Source organism: Streptomyces sp. CAU 1734 (assembly GCF_039888735.1).
GTDB lineage: Bacteria > Actinomycetota > Actinomycetes > Streptomycetales > Streptomycetaceae > Streptomyces.
Genome location: NZ_JBDQQP010000014.1, coordinates 110,871 through 126,738 on the forward strand (window position 1 = coordinate 110,871; position 15,868 = coordinate 126,738).

A 15,868-nucleotide genomic window follows, 5' to 3' on the forward strand; every position below is an offset into this window, starting at 1 on the left:
GGCGCTTCCGTGTCCGGGACCCCTACGCGGCGGAACGGTGGCAGATGTACGCCAGCGTCCCCAGCAGCAGCCGGGCCTCCGGCGGTGCCGTCGCCGTGTCCAGGGAGGGCGGCCGCAGCCAGCTCACCGGCCCCAGCCCGCCGCGGTCCGACGGCGGCGCCGTGATGTGGTCGCCCGGTCCCAGACAGCGCAGATCGAGATCGGCGTCGTCCCATCCCATCCGGTAGAGGAGCCGCGGCAGGTCGGCGGTGGCGCCCGGCGCCACGAAGAACTGGCAGCGGCCCTCCGGCGTCGCCGAGACCGGGCCGAGCGGCAGCCCCATCCGCTCCAGCCGCACCAGCGCCCGGCGCCCGGCCGGGGCCGCCACGTCCAGGATGTCGAAGGTCCGCCCGGCGGGCAGCAGCAGCGCCGCCCCCGGCACCTCCGCCCACGCCTTGGAGACCTGCTCCAGGGTCGCCCCCGCCGGGATCTCCGCCGCGCCCGGGAGCGGGTGCGCCCCCGGTGCCGCGCACCCCGCCTTCCCGCAGGAGCAGGAGTGGCCGCCGGACGCCGCCCGCGCTCCCGGTACCACGGCCCACCCCCACAGCCCGGTGTACTCGGCCACCACGGTGCGTTCCGCGGTACGGTTGCGGCGCCGTGAGCCGGACCGGATGTCCCTGATCCCCCGACTGCCGCCGATTGTGAAGCCCATGCCCATGCCCCCTCCAACGGGTCGTGTTCGCCGGTGGTTACGACCCGAAGTCTCCTCGTGACGGAGTGTCGCTATCGGTGAAGGTCCGATGGCGCACGGTGGCGCGAGGGGGAGTGCGGGTGGCGTTGCGCGCCTGTGCGAACACCGCTCCGCCGCCCTCCTGATCGTTGTGTGTCAAGTGAATCGCGCCCGGCCACCGGGGAGTTCATCCGAAGGGGTGGCGAATGGTGGCGTTTCCTGAATCCGCCACCCTGGATGGGTGATCGTAGGATTACTTTCGGTGTGTGAGCCCGGTGAGTTTCTCCGCACTCATGGGTATGCCGGAGGCAACTCGTATTCCTGTGCGGGGATTCGTGTTCGTCACGGGCGCGCGTCCCGGGGGACGGATGGCCTCAACTCACGGCATTCTGATAAGGGTTCGAGCGTCAGGTTCTGATGGATGGGGGCGTTCCAGTGGACGGCAGCGGCGCCGGTGCGAATACCGGCAAGCGCCCGAACGACCGGCTGACTTCGTGGTTCGTGCGCAGTGGCTGGTCCAAGGGCGAGCTGGCGCGTCAGGTCAACCGCCGCGCCCGGGAGCTGGGCGCGCACCACATCAGCACCGACACCTCACGGGTACGGCGCTGGCTCGACGGCGAACAGCCCCGCGAGCCCATCCCGCGCATCCTCTCCGAGCTCTTCTCGGAACGTTTCGGCAGTGTCATCGCCATCGAGGACCTGGGGCTGCGCAGCGCGCACCAGTCCCCCTCCCTCACCGGGGTCGACCTCCCCTGGGCGGGTCCGCAGACCGTCACCATGATCAGCGAGTTCTCCCGCAGCGATCTGATGCTCGCCCGGCGCGGATTCCTCGGCAGCTCGCTGGCGCTGGCCGCCGGACCGGCCCTCGTCGAGCCCATGCAGCGCTGGCTGGTGCCCGCCCCCGGCGGCGAACCGCCCGCGCCGGGCCCCGCCGACCACACCGCCCCGGCCGGCGCGCAGCGGCCCGCCCGGCTCTCCCCGATCGAACTGGACCTCCTGGAGTCCACCACCGCCATGTTCCGCCAGTGGGACGCCCAATGCGGCGGCGGGCTGCGGCGCAAGGCGGTGGTCGGCCAGCTCCACGAGGTCACCGACCTGCTCCAGGAGAACCACCCCCCGGCCACCCGCCGCCGCCTCTTCACCTGCGCCGCCGAGCTCTCCCAGCTCGCCGGCTGGATGAGCTACGACGTCGGCCTCCAGCCCACCGCGCAGAAGTATTTCGTCCTCGCCCTCCACGCCGCCAAGGAGTCGGGGGACAAGCCGCTCGGCTCCTACATCCTCTCCTCCATGAGCCGCCAGATGATCCATCTCGGCCGGCCCGAGGACGCCCTGGAGCTGATCCATCTCGCCCAGTACGGCAGCCGGGACTGCGCCACCCCGCGCACCCAGTCGATGCTGTACGCGATGGAGGCGCGCGCCTACGCCAACATGGGCCACCCCAGCAAGTGCAAGCGGGCGGTCAGGATGGCCGAGGACACCTTCGAGGACATCGGGATCGACGGCGAGCCCGAGCCCGACTGGATCCGCTTCTTCTCCGAGGCGGAACTGAACGGCGAGAACGCCCACTCCTACCGCGACCTCGCCTATGTCGCCGGCCGCAGCCCCACCTACGCCTCCCTCGCCGAGCCGGTGATGGCGAGGGCCGTGGAGCTCTTCCGCACCGACGAGGTGCACCAGCGGTCGTATGCGCTCAACCTCATCGGCATGGCCACCGTCCATCTGCTCAAGCGCGAGCCGGTGCCCGCCACCACCCTGGCGTCCAAGGCCCTCGTCGTGGCCCAGCGGGTCCGCTCCGAGCGGGTCAACACCCGGCTCCGCAAGACCGTCGACACCGCGGCCCGCGACTTCGGCGATGTGGCCGAGGTCGTACGGTTCACCGATCTGCTCACCGCGCAGCTTCCCGAGACCGCGGAGGCCGTCTGACCCCGCGCGCCAGGGCCCGGCACCGCTGAATCCCTCTCCGCGCCCGGCCCGCGGATCCGCTCGGAACCGGCCACCCCGGCCGCCCGCCGGCCACCCCGTACCCCGGCCGTGACGCCCACCCCAACACGTCCGACTCGGCTCCCCCAGCCAGGTCAGCCGGGTGGCGTCACGGCCGGTTCCCGTACCGCCCTCCGCGCGGCGGACGGACGATATGACCGGCCCCGCCCGCCGCGCCCCCGGTTCATGGCCGCGTAACACACGCGATGTCTTCGTCACCGGCGCGAAACACGGGGCGGCACTGGCCGAAACCGCGCTCCGCCAATCTCATGGCGCATAACCGGCCCGCCGCCCGATCCGCTCAGGCTTCCGCCCGAAACCCTCAGGCCCCGCCCGATCCGCTCAGGCTCCACCCGCACGAGGCCGCACCGACGACGAGGAGACGCCGATGCCCCCAGGCATCTCGACGCTAGCCGCGGAAGCCCCCGCCCTGTCCGCCGCCAACACCGGCTTCATGCTCATCTGCTCCGCCCTGGTGATGCTGATGACACCGGCCCTGGCCTTCTTCTACGGAGGCATGGTCCGGGTCAAATCGACCCTCAACATGCTGATGATGAGCTTCATCAGCCTCGGCATCGTCACCATCCTCTGGGTGCTCTACGGCTTCGGCATCGCCTTCGGCACCGACTACGGCTCCGTCATCGGATGGTCGTCCGACTACGCCGGCCTCAGCGGGATCGGCCTCACCGAGCTCTGGGACGGCTACACCATCCCCGTCTATGTCTTCGCCGTCTTCCAGCTGATGTTCGCCGTCATCACCCCGGCCCTGATCAGCGGCGCCCTCGCCGACCGGGTCAAATTCTCCGCCTGGGCCCTGTTCATCGCCCTCTGGGCCACCGTCGTCTACTTCCCCGTCGCCCACTGGGTCTGGGGCGCCGGCGGCTGGCTCTTCGAGATGGGCGTCATCGACTTCGCGGGCGGCACCGCCGTCCACATCAACGCCGGCGCCGCCGCCCTCGGCGTGATCCTCGTCATCGGCAAGCGCGTCGGCTTCAAGAAGGACCCGATGCGCCCGCACAGCCTTCCCCTGGTCATGCTCGGCGCCGGACTCCTCTGGTTCGGCTGGTTCGGCTTCAACGCCGGATCCTGGCTCGGCAACGACGACGGCGTCGGCGCGGTCATGTTCGTCAACACCCAGGTCGCCACCGCCGCCGCCATGCTCGCCTGGCTGGCGTACGAGAAGATCCGGCACGGCGCCTTCACCACCCTGGGCGCCGCGTCCGGCGCCGTCGCCGGCCTGGTCGCCATCACCCCCGCCGGCGGCTCCTGCTCCCCGCTCGGCGCCATCGCCATCGGCGCGATCGCCGGAGTCCTCTGCGCCATGGCCGTGGGACTGAAGTTCCGCTTCGGCTACGACGACTCCCTCGACGTGGTCGGCGTCCATCTGGTCGGCGGTGTCGTGGGCTCCCTCCTCGTCGGCTTCTTCGCCACCGGCGGCGTCCAGTCCGAGGCCAGGGGCCTCTTCTACGGCGGCGGACTCGAACAGCTCGGCAAGCAGGCCATCGGTGTCGGCGCGGTGTTCGCCTACTCTCTGGTGGTCTCCGCCGCCCTCGCCTTCCTGCTCGACAGGACCATGGGGATGCGGGTCGACGAGGACACCGAGATCTCCGGCATCGACCGGGAAGAGCACGCCGAGACCGCCTACGACTTCAGCGGCGCGGGCGGCGGCACCGGCTCCCGCAAGGCCGCGCCGCTCTCCGGCGAGACCGCGGCGGCACCGGCCCGGAACACGAAGGTGGACGCATGAAACTCATCACCGCGGTCGTCAAGCCCCACCGGCTGGACGAGATCAAGGAAGCCCTCCAGTCCTTCGGGGTCCACGGCCTCACCGTCACCGAGGCCAGCGGCTACGGCCGCCAGCGCGGCCACACCGAGGTCTACCGGGGCGCCGAGTACACCGTCGATCTGGTCCCCAAGATCCGTATCGAGGTACTCGCCGAGGACGCCGAGGCCGACCAGCTCATCGAGGTGATCGTCAAGGCCGCCCGGACCGGGAAGATCGGTGACGGAAAGGTCTGGAGCGTCCCCGTCGACACGGCGGTACGCGTGCGGACCGGGGAACGCGGCCCGGACGCGCTCTAGGGAACGGCGCCGTCCGCCCGGCGGACGGCGCCGGCGGTGTCCCCGTACTCGCCATCGCGAGGCGGAGGGCCGTCCCCGTGCCGGAGACACCTCGACGATCCGGCACCCCGGGCACCCCGCGCGGGGTGCCCGGGGACGGCGATCCCCCGGCTCCGGGTCCCCACCCCGCCGACGCCGGCCGGCCGGAACGCGACACCCGGCGGGATCCCGGAGGACCGGACCCGGCGGACGCCCGCCCCCTCCCGCGACACGGCCGGCGGCGGCCGGGCCCCTTCCGGGGTTCCGGCCACCCGCCCCGCCGGGTGCGGACGGCGCACCACACCCGGTGCGCGCCCCGCCACACCCCCGACCCCCGGCGCGTACCACCGCACACCGCGCGCCCGGCGCGCACCCTGAACGAGAACACCACGCGGGAGAGAGGCCGGACGCGTGCCCAGCGCCGAAACGACCACCGAAGCCGAGGAGCCGGACCCCGGCAACTACGCCGCCGCCCGGCTCCGCCTGCTCACCGGGGCGGGAGACACCGGCCCGCCGCGCCGCGCCGCCCTCGCCGGGCTCACCGACCGGTGGCTGCGCGCCCTCTTCACCACCGCCTGCCGGTCCACCGGAGTCCGCGGCGCCGCCCTCGTCGCCGTCGGCGGCTACGGACGCGGCGAACTCTCCCCCCGCAGCGACCTCGATCTGCTCCTCCTCCACGACCGCCACACCGACCCGGCCGCCGTCGCCGCCCTCGCCGACCGACTCTGGTACCCCGTCTGGGACCTCGGCCTCGCCCTCGACCACTCCGTACGCACCCCCGCCCGCGCCCGCGCCACCGCCGCCGAGGACCTGAAGGTCCACCTCGGCCTGCTCGACGCCCGGACCGTCGCCGGCGACGCCGGCCTCGTGACCACCCTGCGGACCACCGTCCTCGCCGACTGGCGCAACCAGGCGGCCGGCCGCCTCCCCGAACTCCACGAACTCTGCCGCGAACGCGCCGAACGCCAGGGCGAACTCCGCTTCCTCCTCGAACCCGACCTCAAGGAGGCCCGCGGCGGACTCCGCGACACCGGCGCCCTGCGCGCCATCGCCGCCTCCTGGCTCGCCGACGCCCCCCGCGAAGGGCTCGCCGAGGCCCGCCGCACCCTCCTCGACACCCGCGACGCCCTCCAGCTGACCACCGGCCGCGCCACCGACCGGCTCGACCTCCAGGAACAGGACCAGGTGGCCGCGGAACTCGGCCTCCGCGACGCCGACGCCCTGCTCCGCCGGGTCTACGAGGCCGCGCGGACCGTCTCGTACGCCAGTGACGTGACCTGGCGCGAGGTCCACCGGGTGCTGCGGGCCCGCTCCGCCCGGCCCCGGCTGCGCGCCGTGCTCGGCGGACGGCGCGCCGAACCGGAACGCACCGCGCTCGCCGACGGGGTGGTCGAACAGGACGGCGAGGCCGTTCTCGCCCGTACCGCCAAGCCGGAACGCGACCCGGTCCTCGTGCTGCGGGCCGCCGCCGCGGCGGCCCGGTCCGGAGTGCCGCTCTCCCCGGCCGCCGTCCGCCGGCTCGCGGCGGCCGGCCGCGACCTCCCGGTGCCCTGGCCGCCCGCGGCCCGCGAGGAATTCCTCGCCCTCCTCGGCGCGGGCGAACCGGTGATCGCTGTCTGGGAGGCACTGGAGGCCGAGGGGCTGATCAGCCGGCTCCTCCCCGACTGGGAACGCGTCCGCTGCCGCCCCCAGCGCAACCCCGTGCACACCTGGACCGTCGACCGCCACCTCATCGAGACCGCCGTCCGGGCCGCCGCCCTCACCCGCCGCGTCAGCCGCCCCGATCTGCTGCTCATCGCCGCCCTGCTGCACGACATCGGCAAGGGATGGCCCGGCGACCACTCCCTCGCGGGCGAGACCATCGCCCGCGACATGGCCGGCCGCATCGGGTTCGAACCGGCCGATGTCGCCGTGATCGCCACCCTCGTACGCCACCATCTGCTGCTGGCCGAGACCGCCACCCGGCGCGATCTGGACGACCCGGCGACCGTGCGGGCGGTCGCCTCCGCCGTCGGGACCACCTCCACCCTCGAACTGCTGCACGCGCTCACCGAGGCCGACGCGCTCGCCACCGGACCGGCCGCCTGGTCCGCCTGGCGCGGCTCGCTCGTCGCCGATCTCACCGGCCGGGTCGCCGCCCTGCTCGCGGGCCTGGAGCCGGCCGAACCGGAACTCACCCCGCCCAGCGCCGATCAGGAACGCCTCGCCATGGAGGCCCTGCGCACCGGCGGCCCGGTACTCACGCTGCGAACCGGAACCGGAGCCCTGCGGGAGGGGCCGGACACGGCGGAGCCCGGCCTCATCGGGGCGGAGCTGCTGATCGCCGTCCCGGACCGGCCGGGCGTGCTGCCCGCCGCCGCCGGAGTCCTCGCCCTGCACCGCCTCACCGTCCACTCCGCCGACCTGCGGACCGCGGAGTCACCGGCCGATCCGGCGGCCACCGTCCTCCTGCTGAACTGGCGGGTGGCGGCGGCCTTCGGCGCCCTGCCCGAGGAGACCCGGCTCCGCGCCGATCTCGTACGGGCCCTGGACGGCACCCTGGACATCCGGACCAGACTCGCCGAACGGGACGCCGCCCAGCCGCGCCGGCGCGGGATCACCCCGCCGCCGCCCCGCGTCCGGGTCGCGCCGGCCGCCTCCCGGAGCGCCACCGTGCTGGAGATCCGCGCCCCCGACGCCCCGGGGCTCCTCCACCGGATCGGGCGGGCGCTGGAGGGGGCCGGGGTGCGGGTGCGCAGCGCCCGTGTCTCCACGCTCGGCGCCAACGCGGTGGACGCCTTCTATGTGACCTCGGCGGACGGGCGGCCGCTGCCCGGTGACATCGCGGCCGGGCTCGCCCGCGCCCTGGAGCAAGCCCTCGCCTGAGCCCTGAGCCCTGAGGCCTGAGCCTGAGCCCGGAAGCCGGTGCCGCCGGTCCCGGGAGGACGGGTTCCGGGACGTCCGAGCGGTGGGTTCCGGGACGGTGGGGCACACACTTTGCCCGGCCGGATACCCTGGAGACCGATTCCCACCGCCCCCGACCCTGAGGACCGACGAGCGCCGTGTTCGATACTCTCTCCGACCGCTTGGCGAATACCTTCAAGACGCTGCGCGGCAAGGGCCGCCTCAGCGAGGCGGACATCGACGCCACGGCACGTGAGATCCGTATCGCGCTGCTCGAAGCCGATGTCGCCCTCCCCGTCGTCCGCGCGTTCATCGGGAACGTCAAGGAGCGGGCGCGCGGCGCCGAGGTCTCCAAGGCGCTCAACCCGGCGCAGCAGATCATCAAGATCGTCAACGAGGAACTGGTCGCGATCCTCGGCGGGGAGACCCGCCGGCTGCGCTTCGCCAAGCAGCCGCCGACCGTGATCATGCTCGCCGGTCTCCAGGGCGCGGGCAAGACCACCCTCGCCGGAAAGCTCGGCCTCTGGCTGAAGGCGCAGGGCCACTCCCCGCTCCTCGTCGCCTGTGACCTCCAGCGCCCCAACGCCGTCAACCAGCTCTCCGTCGTCGCCCAGCGCGCCGGGGTGGCGGTCTACGCCCCCGAGCCCGGCAACGGCACCGGCGACCCGGTCAAGGTCGCCAAGGACTCCATCGAGCACGCCCGCGCCAAGCAGTACGACGTCGTCATCGTCGACACCGCGGGCCGCCTCGGCATCGACGCCGAACTGATGCGGCAGGCCGCGGACATCCGCGACGCCGTCAGCCCCGACGAGATCCTCTTCGTCGTCGACGCGATGATCGGCCAGGACGCCGTCAACACCGCCGAGGCGTTCCGCGACGGCGTCGGCTTCGACGGTGTCGTCCTGTCCAAGCTCGACGGCGACGCGCGCGGTGGTGCCGCGCTCTCCATCGCGCATGTCACCGGCCGCCAGATCATGTTCGCCTCCAACGGCGAGAAGCTGGACGAGTTCGACGCCTTCCACCCCGACCGGATGGCGTCGCGCATCCTCGGCATGGGCGATGTGCTCTCGCTCATCGAGAAGGCCGAGCAGACCTTCAGCCAGGAAGAGGCCGCCAAAATGGCCTCCAAGCTGGCGAGCAGCAAGGGCAAGGACTTCACCCTCGATGACTTCCTGGCCCAGATGGAGCAGGTCCGGAAGATGGGCTCCATCTCCAAGCTGCTCGGGATGCTGCCCGGCATGGCCCAGATGAAGGACCAGATCAACAACATCGACGAGCGCGATGTGGACCGCACCGCGGCGATCATCAAGTCGATGACCCCGGCCGAGCGCCATGAGCCGACGATCATCAACGGCTCGCGCCGGGCCCGGATCGCCAAGGGCTCCGGTGTCGAGGTCAGCGCGGTGAAGAGCCTGGTGGAGCGGTTCTTCGAGGCCCGGAAGATGATGTCCCGGATGGCCCAGGGCGGCGGAATGCCCGGCATGCCGGGGATGCCGGGCATGGGTGGCGGCCCCGGCCGGCAGAAGAAGCAGGTCAAGCAGGCCAAGGGCAAGCGCAAGAGCGGCAACCCGATGAAGCGCAAGGCCGAGGAGCAGGAGGCCGCGGCCCGGCGCGAGCAGGCCGCCCAGGGCGGCGCCTTCGGCCTGCCGGCCGGTGCGCAGGGCCAGGACTTCGAGCTCCCCGACGAGTTCAAGAAGTTCATGGGCTGACCGCTCAGTACGAGCACGAGCACGTGCACGAGCACGGCGCCGGCACCCGCCTCTCCGCGGTTGCCGGCGCCGTTTCGCCGCGCGGGCCCGTGAAAATTGATCCACGGCCGGGCCCGCCCGGCCGTACGATGCGCGCCATGGCAAAAGCACCCGTTCTCACGCCCCGGGCCGACGACTTCCCCCGCTGGTATCAGGACGTCATCGCCAAAGCCGAACTCGCGGAGAACGGCCCGGTGCGGGGCACCATGGTCATCCGGCCGTACGGCTACGGCCTCTGGGAGCGGATGCAGCGGGAGATGGACACCCGGATCAAGGCCGCGGGTGCGCAGAACGCCTACTTCCCGCTCTTCATCCCGCAGTCCTATCTGGCCCGCGAGGCCGAACACGTCGAGGGCTTCGCACCCGAGCTGGCGGTGGTCACCCACGGCGGCGGCGGCAAGGAGCTGGAGGAGCCCGTCGTGGTCCGCCCCACCTCCGAGACGATCGTCAACGACTACTTCTCCAGATGGGTGCAGAGCTACCGGGACCTTCCGCTGCTCATCAACCAGTGGGCCAATGTGGTGCGTTGGGAGATGCGGCCCCGGGTCTTCCTGCGGACCACCGAATTCCTCTGGCAGGAGGGCCACACCGCCCACGCCACCCGCGAGGAGGCCCGCGACTACGCCGCCCGCATCCACCGCGACGTCTACGCGGACTTCATGGTCAATGTGCTCGGCATCGATGTGGTCCTCGGCCGCAAGACACCCCGGGAACGCTTCGCCGGCGCGATCAACACCCTCACACTGGAGGGAATGATGGGCGACGGCAAGGCCCTCCAGCTGGGCACCAGCCATGAGCTGGGCACCAACTTCGCCCGCGCCTTCAACACCCGCTACCTCTCCCGGGAGGGCCGGCAGGAACTGGTCCACCAGACCTCCTGGGGCACCTCCACCCGGATGGTCGGCGGGCTGATCATGTCCCACGGGGACGACAACGGCCTGCGCGTCCCGCCCCGGCTCGCCGCCGTCCAGATCGTCGTGATGGCGATCAAGGGCGACGAGGCGGTGACCGAGGCCCGCCGGATCGGCGACCTGCTGGAAGCCGCCGGGCTCCGGGTCCGGGTGGACGACCGGACCGACGTCCCCTTCGGCCGCAGAGCGGTCGACTGGGAGCTGAAGGGCGTGCCCGTACGGATCGAGATCGGCCCGCGCGACCTGGCGGCGGGAACCGCGATGCTCGCCCGCCGCATCCCGGGCGGGAAGGAACCGGTCCGCGTGGACGAACTCGCCGCACTGCTGCCCGGTGTCCTGGAGGAGGACCAGGAACAGCTGCTGCGGGAATCCCGGGAGCGCCGGGAGTCCCGCACCTCGGACACGACCACGATCCCGGAGGCCGCCGAGGCCGCCCTCGCCGGCGGCTGGGCCCGCATCCCCTGGGCGGTCCTGGGCGAAGAGGGCGAGGCGGCCCTGGCCGAGCGGTCCGTCTCCGTCCGCTGCCTGATCTCCGAGGACGGATCCGTCCCCACGGCGGATGACACCCCCGGCGCGATCGCCATCGTCTCCCGCGCCTACTGACCCCCTGCCCCCGCCCGCGTCGCGGCGCGCGGGGCGACGCGGTCCTCGGCTCAGCCGGCGGGCGGGCCCGCTCTTCTCCACCAGCCGGCGGGACGGGGCGGCGCCGCTTCGGGCCCGGCCGGTGGGCGGGCGCGGCGGGGTGGCGCTGCCTTCAGTCCCGCCGGCGGGCGAGATGCTGTCTCCTTGAGCCCCCTCGGCGGGCGAGATGCCGCCACCCCAGCCCCACCGGTGCGGGGGAGCCTCTGCCTTGAGTCCCGCCGACGGGCGGGAGGGCGCCGCGTTCGGCCCTCCCCGCGATGTCGGAGACCCGCCTCTTCAGCTCTGTCAGCGGCCGAGGGAAATGCCGGCCCCTGCCTGGTCAGTGGGTGAGAGGACGTTCTCCAGCCCCGTCGGCGGGCAGGGAAACGCCGCTCTCGGGGCCTGCCGGCGGGTGAGGAGGTGCCACTTCAGCCCCGACGGGCGAAGGGACATCACCCCGGCCTCGTCAGGGAATGAGGGGATGCCACCTCCAGCCCCGCAGGCGGGCGAGACGGTGCCGTCACCCCAGCCCCGCAGGCGGGCGAGACGGTGCCGTCCCCAGCCCCGCCGGCGGGCGACGGTGCCCAATTGTCAGCCCCGCCGGCGATTGAGGCGCGGGGTCCGGGGCGGAGCCCCGCAAGGCCCCGCGCCCCGCGGAGCCCCCGAACCACCCGGGCGCACCCGCACCCCCGGCACCCGCCCCCCGGCACCCGCAAGGGCCGGGCCGGGTGCGCCCCGGCCCACCCGGTGTGGTGAACTGCCCGATGCGCCCCGGGAATTGAGACGCGCCCCCCGCCGGCGGCCCGGCGAACCCACCCCCGCGCCCCGACCGCGAAGACCCGCCCCGCACCAAACGGAACGCACCCCATCACATACGCGGTGTTACGTACCACCTTGATGCGAGCTGTGAGACTTCTCCGCAGATCCCCGCACCCGCCCTCCTCGCGGCGCAACAATGCCAACTGACGGGTACGTGCAAATTATTTGGGATGCCCCGGAATGGAACCCGGGGGAGGTTCGGCTCGTTATCACGACGTGAGCACGACACCACCTGTTCTCGCCGCAGAGCTGGCACAGGCATGGGCCGATATTCAGCGGCACCACCCTGAACTGCCAGATCTCGCCGCGCCCGAATCACTGATCGGAGAGTCGTCGTCCGCCTGCGGCGCCGAGCTCTCCTTCGAGCGACTGCTTCACGAAGCGGTCCATGGCATCGCCGCCGCGCGAGGTGTCCGAGACACCTCCCGCGCCGGCCGCTACCACAACCGACGCTTTCTGGCCATCGCCGAGGAAATGGGCCTCGACCATGCCGAGGAGCCGCATCCCAGCAGCGGCTTCTCCCTGGTCGTGCTCAGCCCCGAGGCGAAGCGCCGGTACCGCCCCACGATCGACCGGCTCCAGCGCGCCCTCAAGGCGCACACGGTCGCCACGGCCTCCGACACCAAGCGCTCCTTCCGCGGACCTGCCGCCCGGCACGGCTCCTCGGGCGGCGGTGTGCGGGTCAAGGCCGTCTGCGACTGCGGTCGCAATGTGCGGGTGGTGCCGTCGGTCCTCGCCCAGGCGCCGATCGTCTGCGGCGGCTGCGGCAAGCCGTTCCGAATTCCCGAGCCGGTCGCCGCGGCGAGCTGACTCCGGCCCGGCCGCCTGACGGGGGCGGCGCAGGTCCGGGGGAAGGTTCGCTTCCGGCGTGTGGCACAATGGCTAGCTGTACTCGACGGCCGTAAAGGACCCCTCTCTCCTCCGGCTGACGCGTCCATCGGGCACTCCGAGTACCGCAACCCCACGTGGCATCTCGTTGTGCCCAACCACGTCAAGACCAGGAGACACCACTTCCGTGGCAGTCAAGATCAAGCTGAAGCGTCTGGGCAAGATCCGTTCGCCTCACTACCGCATCGTCGTCGCCGACTCCCGTACCCGCCGTGACGGCCGGGCCATCGAGGAGATCGGCCTGTACCACCCGGTGCAGAACCCCTCTCGCATCGAGGTCGACTCGGAGCGTGCGCAGTACTGGCTCTCCGTCGGCGCCCAGCCGACCGAGCCGGTTCTCGCCATCCTGAAGCTCACCGGTGACTGGCAGAAGCACAAGGGCCTCCCGGCCCCGGCGCCGCTGCTCGTCGCCGAGCCGAAGGTCAGCAAGCGCGCCGCGTTCGACGAGTTCGCCAAGGCCCTCGAGGGCGGCGAGCCCAAGGGCGAGGCCATCACTCCGAAGGCGAAGAAGGCCGACAAGAAGGCGGACGAGGCGGGCGACTCCGCTGAGACCGCCGAGTCGACCGGAGCCTGAGTATGCTCGAGGAGGCTCTTGAGCACCTCGTGAAGGGCATCGTCGACAACCCCGACGATGTGCAGGTCGCCTCGCGCAATCTGCGCCGCGGGCGTGTGCTGGAGGTCAGGGTTCACCCCGACGACCTCGGCAAGGTGATCGGCCGCAATGGCCGCACCGCACGCGCGCTGCGCACTGTCGTGGGCGCCATCGGTGGCCGTGGTATCCGTGTCGACCTCGTCGATGTGGATCAGGTCCGCTGAACAGCTGAACACCGGCTCGGGCCGGGGAGGGCCATTGCGGCCGTCCCCGGCCCGTAGTCGTCCGGCGGCCGGAATCCGGCGGCGGTGACATCTCCCGATGCCCGTCCGGAGGCCACCGGACCGCCGCTTTGACCGGCGTCTGACCGTCGTGTGACAGGAGAGAGTGCGAAGTGCAGTTGGTAGTCGCCCGAATCGGCCGTGCGCACGGCATCAAGGGCGAGGTCACCGTGGAGGTGCGGACGGACGAGCCGGAGCTGCGGCTCGGCCCCGGAGCCGTACTCGCCACCGACCCCGCCGCCGCCGGCCCGCTCACCATCGAGACCGGGCGGGTGCACAGCGGCAGGCTGCTGCTCCGCTTCGAGGGCGTACGCGACCGCACCGGAGCCGAGGCCCTGCGCAACACCCTGCTGATCGCCGATGTCGACCCCGAGGAGTCCCCCGAGGACCCCGAGGAGTTCTACGACCATCAGCTCATCGATCTCGACGTGGTCACCGCGGACGGCACCGAGGTCGGCCGGATCACCGAGATCAGCCATCTGCCGTCGCAGGACCTCTTCATCGTGGAGCGGCCGGACGGCAGCGAGGTGATGATCCCGTTCGTGGAGCGGATCGTCACCTCCATCGACCTGGACGAGCAGCGCGCCGTGATCGACCCGCCGCCCGGCCTGATCGACGACCGGGCCGAGATCGCCTCCGCGCGCGACGCCGCCGGGACCGGGGCGGACGGCACCGCCGCCGACGGGGACGGCTCCCGGGACGGCGGCGTCTGATGCGGCTCGACGTCGTCACCATCTTCCCGGAGTATCTGGAACCGCTGAACGTCTCGCTCGTCGGCAAGGCCCGCGCGCGCGGCCGGCTCGACGTCCGGGTGCACGATCTGCGCCGGTGGACCCACGACCGCCACAACACGGTCGACGACACCCCCTACGGCGGCGGCCCCGGCATGGTCATGAAGACCGAGCCCTGGGGCGAGTGCCTGGACGATGTCCTCGCCGACGGGTACGAGACCGGCGCCCGCGGCCCGGCCCTGGTCGTCCCCACCCCCAGCGGCCGGCCCTTCACCCAGGAGGTCGCGGTGGAGCTCGCCGCCCGCCCCTGGCTGATCTTCGCGCCCGCCCGGTACGAGGGCATCGACCGCAGGGTCACCGACGAGTACGCCACCCGGATACCGGTGTACGAGGTCTCCATCGGCGACTATGTCCTGGCCGGGGGCGAAGCCGCCGTCCTGGTGATCACCGAGGCCGTGGCCCGGCTGCTGCCCGGGGTCCTCGGCAACGCCGAATCCCACCGCGACGACTCCTTCGCGCCCGGCACCATGGCCAATCTCCTGGAGGGCCCCGTCTACACCAAGCCCCCCGAGTGGCGCGGACGCGGCATCCCCGATGTGCTCACCAGCGGGCACCACGGGAAGATCGCCCGCTGGCGCCGGGACGAGGCGTTCCGCCGCACCGCCCTGAACCGTCCCGATCTGATCGAGCGCTGCGACCCCGCCGCCTTCGACAAGAAGGACCGGGAAACCCTCTCCATCCTGGGCTGGGCACCCGAGCCCGGTGGCCGATTTTGGCGCAGGCCGGGGACCGTGGAAGAATAGGCCGCTGCTGTGTGTCCGGCGCGCGCCCCTGCCACAGGGGGATACGACGCCCGCTCCGATGCGGCAGCCCCTGACTTCATCCTCTCTCCCGCTGATGACCTGTGGCATTGGCGAAGAAAGCAGACAAAAATGGCGCATGTGCTCGACGCCGTCAACTCCGCCTCGCTGCGGACCGACGTCCCCGCGTTCCGTCCCGGTGACACCGTGAACGTCCACGTTCGCGTCATCGAGGGCAACCGCTCCCGTATCCAGCAGTTCAAGGGTGTTGTCATCCGCCGCCAGGGCGCGGGCGTCAGCGAGACCTTCACGGTCCGCAAGGTGTCCTTCTCCGTGGGTGTGGAGCGGACCTTCCCCGTGCACAGCCCGATCTTCGAGAAGATCGAGCTGGTCACCCGCGGTGACGTCCGCCGCGCCAAGCTGTACTACCTCCGTGAGCTGCGCGGCAAGGCCGCGAAGATCAAGGAGAAGCGCGACAACTGACCTTCGGGCACATCGGCCGGATGACCCCGGATCCCCGGGTCGGACACCGGCCGGGTCCACAGGCGGGCCGGATAGGCTTCGCCCTCGTATGGACACCGAAGCGAAGAACACCGAGCGCGACCACTCCTCCCTCCCCATCGGCGGGGACGCCCCCAGGGGCGGGGAGGAGCGGTCGCGCTCTTCGCGTTCCCGCCCCCGGGCCCGCGGCGGGCTCCGGTACACCCGGTTCCTGTCCCGCGGACGCCGCCCGGCGGAGCGGGCCGCCCGTATGGAGAGCGCCGCTGTCGATACGGACACGGCCGCGGGGGGTGCGGAGTCCGGC

At 72.3% G+C, this 15,868-nt stretch carries 13 protein-coding genes; 12 read left to right on the forward strand and 1 reads right to left on the reverse strand.

Annotated features, from left to right (window positions below; all coding sequences use genetic code 11):
• Positions 1 to 22: 22 nt before the first annotated feature.
• On the reverse strand, positions 23 to 691 hold the full coding sequence (locus AAFN69_RS25975; protein WP_347731176.1) for a bifunctional DNA primase/polymerase: 669 nt from the start codon (positions 689 to 691) through the stop codon (positions 23 to 25).
• A 453-nt stretch (positions 692 to 1,144) separates the two neighbouring features.
• On the opposite strand from AAFN69_RS25975, the gene AAFN69_RS25980 reads away from it, so the two are divergent.
• The 12 genes from AAFN69_RS25980 (at position 1,145) to rplS (ending at position 15,546) form a co-directional block, all read left to right on the forward strand.
• Entirely contained in the window at positions 1,145 to 2,632 is a 1,488-nt protein-coding gene (locus AAFN69_RS25980) for a hypothetical protein (protein ID WP_347731177.1), read from the forward strand.
• Between the two features lie 445 nt (positions 2,633 to 3,077).
• On the forward strand, positions 3,078 to 4,436 hold the full coding sequence (locus AAFN69_RS25985; RefSeq protein ID WP_347731178.1) for an ammonium transporter: 1,359 nt from the start codon (positions 3,078 to 3,080) through the stop codon (positions 4,434 to 4,436).
• Complete coding sequence (locus AAFN69_RS25990; protein WP_347731179.1) at positions 4,433 to 4,771, forward strand: P-II family nitrogen regulator; 339 nt, start codon at positions 4,433 to 4,435, stop codon at positions 4,769 to 4,771. Before AAFN69_RS25985 ends, AAFN69_RS25990 begins: the two co-directional genes overlap by 4 nt.
• A gap of 429 nt (positions 4,772 to 5,200) precedes the next feature.
• Positions 5,201 to 7,654 carry a [protein-PII] uridylyltransferase gene (locus AAFN69_RS25995; protein ID WP_347731180.1) on the forward strand — a complete coding sequence of 818 codons (2,454 nt, stop codon included), beginning with the start codon at positions 5,201 to 5,203 and terminating at the stop codon, positions 7,652 to 7,654.
• Between the two features lie 176 nt (positions 7,655 to 7,830).
• Positions 7,831 to 9,381, forward strand: a complete 1,551-nt coding sequence (ffh, locus tag AAFN69_RS26000; protein ID WP_347731181.1) for a signal recognition particle protein — start codon at positions 7,831 to 7,833, stop codon at positions 9,379 to 9,381.
• A 137-nt stretch (positions 9,382 to 9,518) separates the two neighbouring features.
• Positions 9,519 to 10,934 carry a proline--tRNA ligase gene (gene proS / locus AAFN69_RS26005; RefSeq protein ID WP_347731182.1) on the forward strand — a complete coding sequence of 472 codons (1,416 nt, stop codon included), beginning with the start codon at positions 9,519 to 9,521 and terminating at the stop codon, positions 10,932 to 10,934.
• 1,053 nt (positions 10,935 to 11,987) lie between these two features.
• The gene (locus AAFN69_RS26010) at positions 11,988 to 12,581 is read left to right on the forward strand and encodes a hypothetical protein (protein ID WP_003958960.1); all 594 of its coding nucleotides are present in this window, start codon (positions 11,988 to 11,990) and stop codon (positions 12,579 to 12,581) included.
• Between the two features lie 205 nt (positions 12,582 to 12,786).
• A complete protein-coding gene (gene rpsP, locus AAFN69_RS26015; RefSeq protein ID WP_347731184.1) occupies positions 12,787 to 13,233 on the forward strand; it encodes a 30S ribosomal protein S16 in 447 nt (148 codons plus the stop codon).
• Positions 13,234 to 13,235: 2 nt separating this feature from the next.
• Positions 13,236 to 13,475, forward strand: coding sequence for an RNA-binding protein (locus AAFN69_RS26020; protein ID WP_005311361.1), 240 nt, complete (start codon positions 13,236 to 13,238; stop codon positions 13,473 to 13,475).
• Positions 13,476 to 13,645: 170 nt separating this feature from the next.
• Positions 13,646 to 14,245 carry a ribosome maturation factor RimM gene (gene rimM / locus AAFN69_RS26025; RefSeq protein WP_347731188.1) on the forward strand — a complete coding sequence of 200 codons (600 nt, stop codon included), beginning with the start codon at positions 13,646 to 13,648 and terminating at the stop codon, positions 14,243 to 14,245.
• Positions 14,245 to 15,066 carry a tRNA (guanosine(37)-N1)-methyltransferase TrmD gene (trmD, locus tag AAFN69_RS26030; RefSeq protein ID WP_347731189.1) on the forward strand — a complete coding sequence of 274 codons (822 nt, stop codon included), beginning with the start codon at positions 14,245 to 14,247 and terminating at the stop codon, positions 15,064 to 15,066. Before rimM ends, trmD begins: the two co-directional genes overlap by 1 nt.
• A 129-nt stretch (positions 15,067 to 15,195) precedes the next feature.
• On the forward strand, positions 15,196 to 15,546 hold the full coding sequence (gene rplS, locus AAFN69_RS26035) for a 50S ribosomal protein L19 (RefSeq protein WP_064070301.1): 351 nt from the start codon (positions 15,196 to 15,198) through the stop codon (positions 15,544 to 15,546).
• Positions 15,547 to 15,868 lie beyond the last annotated feature (322 nt).

What these genes read in the sequence shown, in the direction of transcription:
- AAFN69_RS25975 (WP_347731176.1), bottom strand. Translation starts at nt 691, where the DNA reads ATGGGCTTCACAATCGGCGGCAGTCGGGGGATCAGGGACATCCGGTCC.
- AAFN69_RS25985 (WP_347731178.1), top strand. Translation starts at nt 3,078, where the DNA reads ATGCCCCCAGGCATCTCGACGCTAGCCGCGGAAGCCCCCGCCCTGTCC.
- AAFN69_RS25990 (WP_347731179.1), top strand. Translation starts at nt 4,433, where the DNA reads ATGAAACTCATCACCGCGGTCGTCAAGCCCCACCGGCTGGACGAGATC.
- proS (WP_347731182.1), top strand. Translation starts at nt 9,519, where the DNA reads ATGGCAAAAGCACCCGTTCTCACGCCCCGGGCCGACGACTTCCCCCGC.
- AAFN69_RS26020 (WP_005311361.1), top strand. Translation starts at nt 13,236, where the DNA reads ATGCTCGAGGAGGCTCTTGAGCACCTCGTGAAGGGCATCGTCGACAAC.
- trmD (WP_347731189.1), top strand. Translation starts at nt 14,245, where the DNA reads ATGCGGCTCGACGTCGTCACCATCTTCCCGGAGTATCTGGAACCGCTG.
- rplS (WP_064070301.1), top strand. Translation starts at nt 15,196, where the DNA reads ATGGCGCATGTGCTCGACGCCGTCAACTCCGCCTCGCTGCGGACCGAC.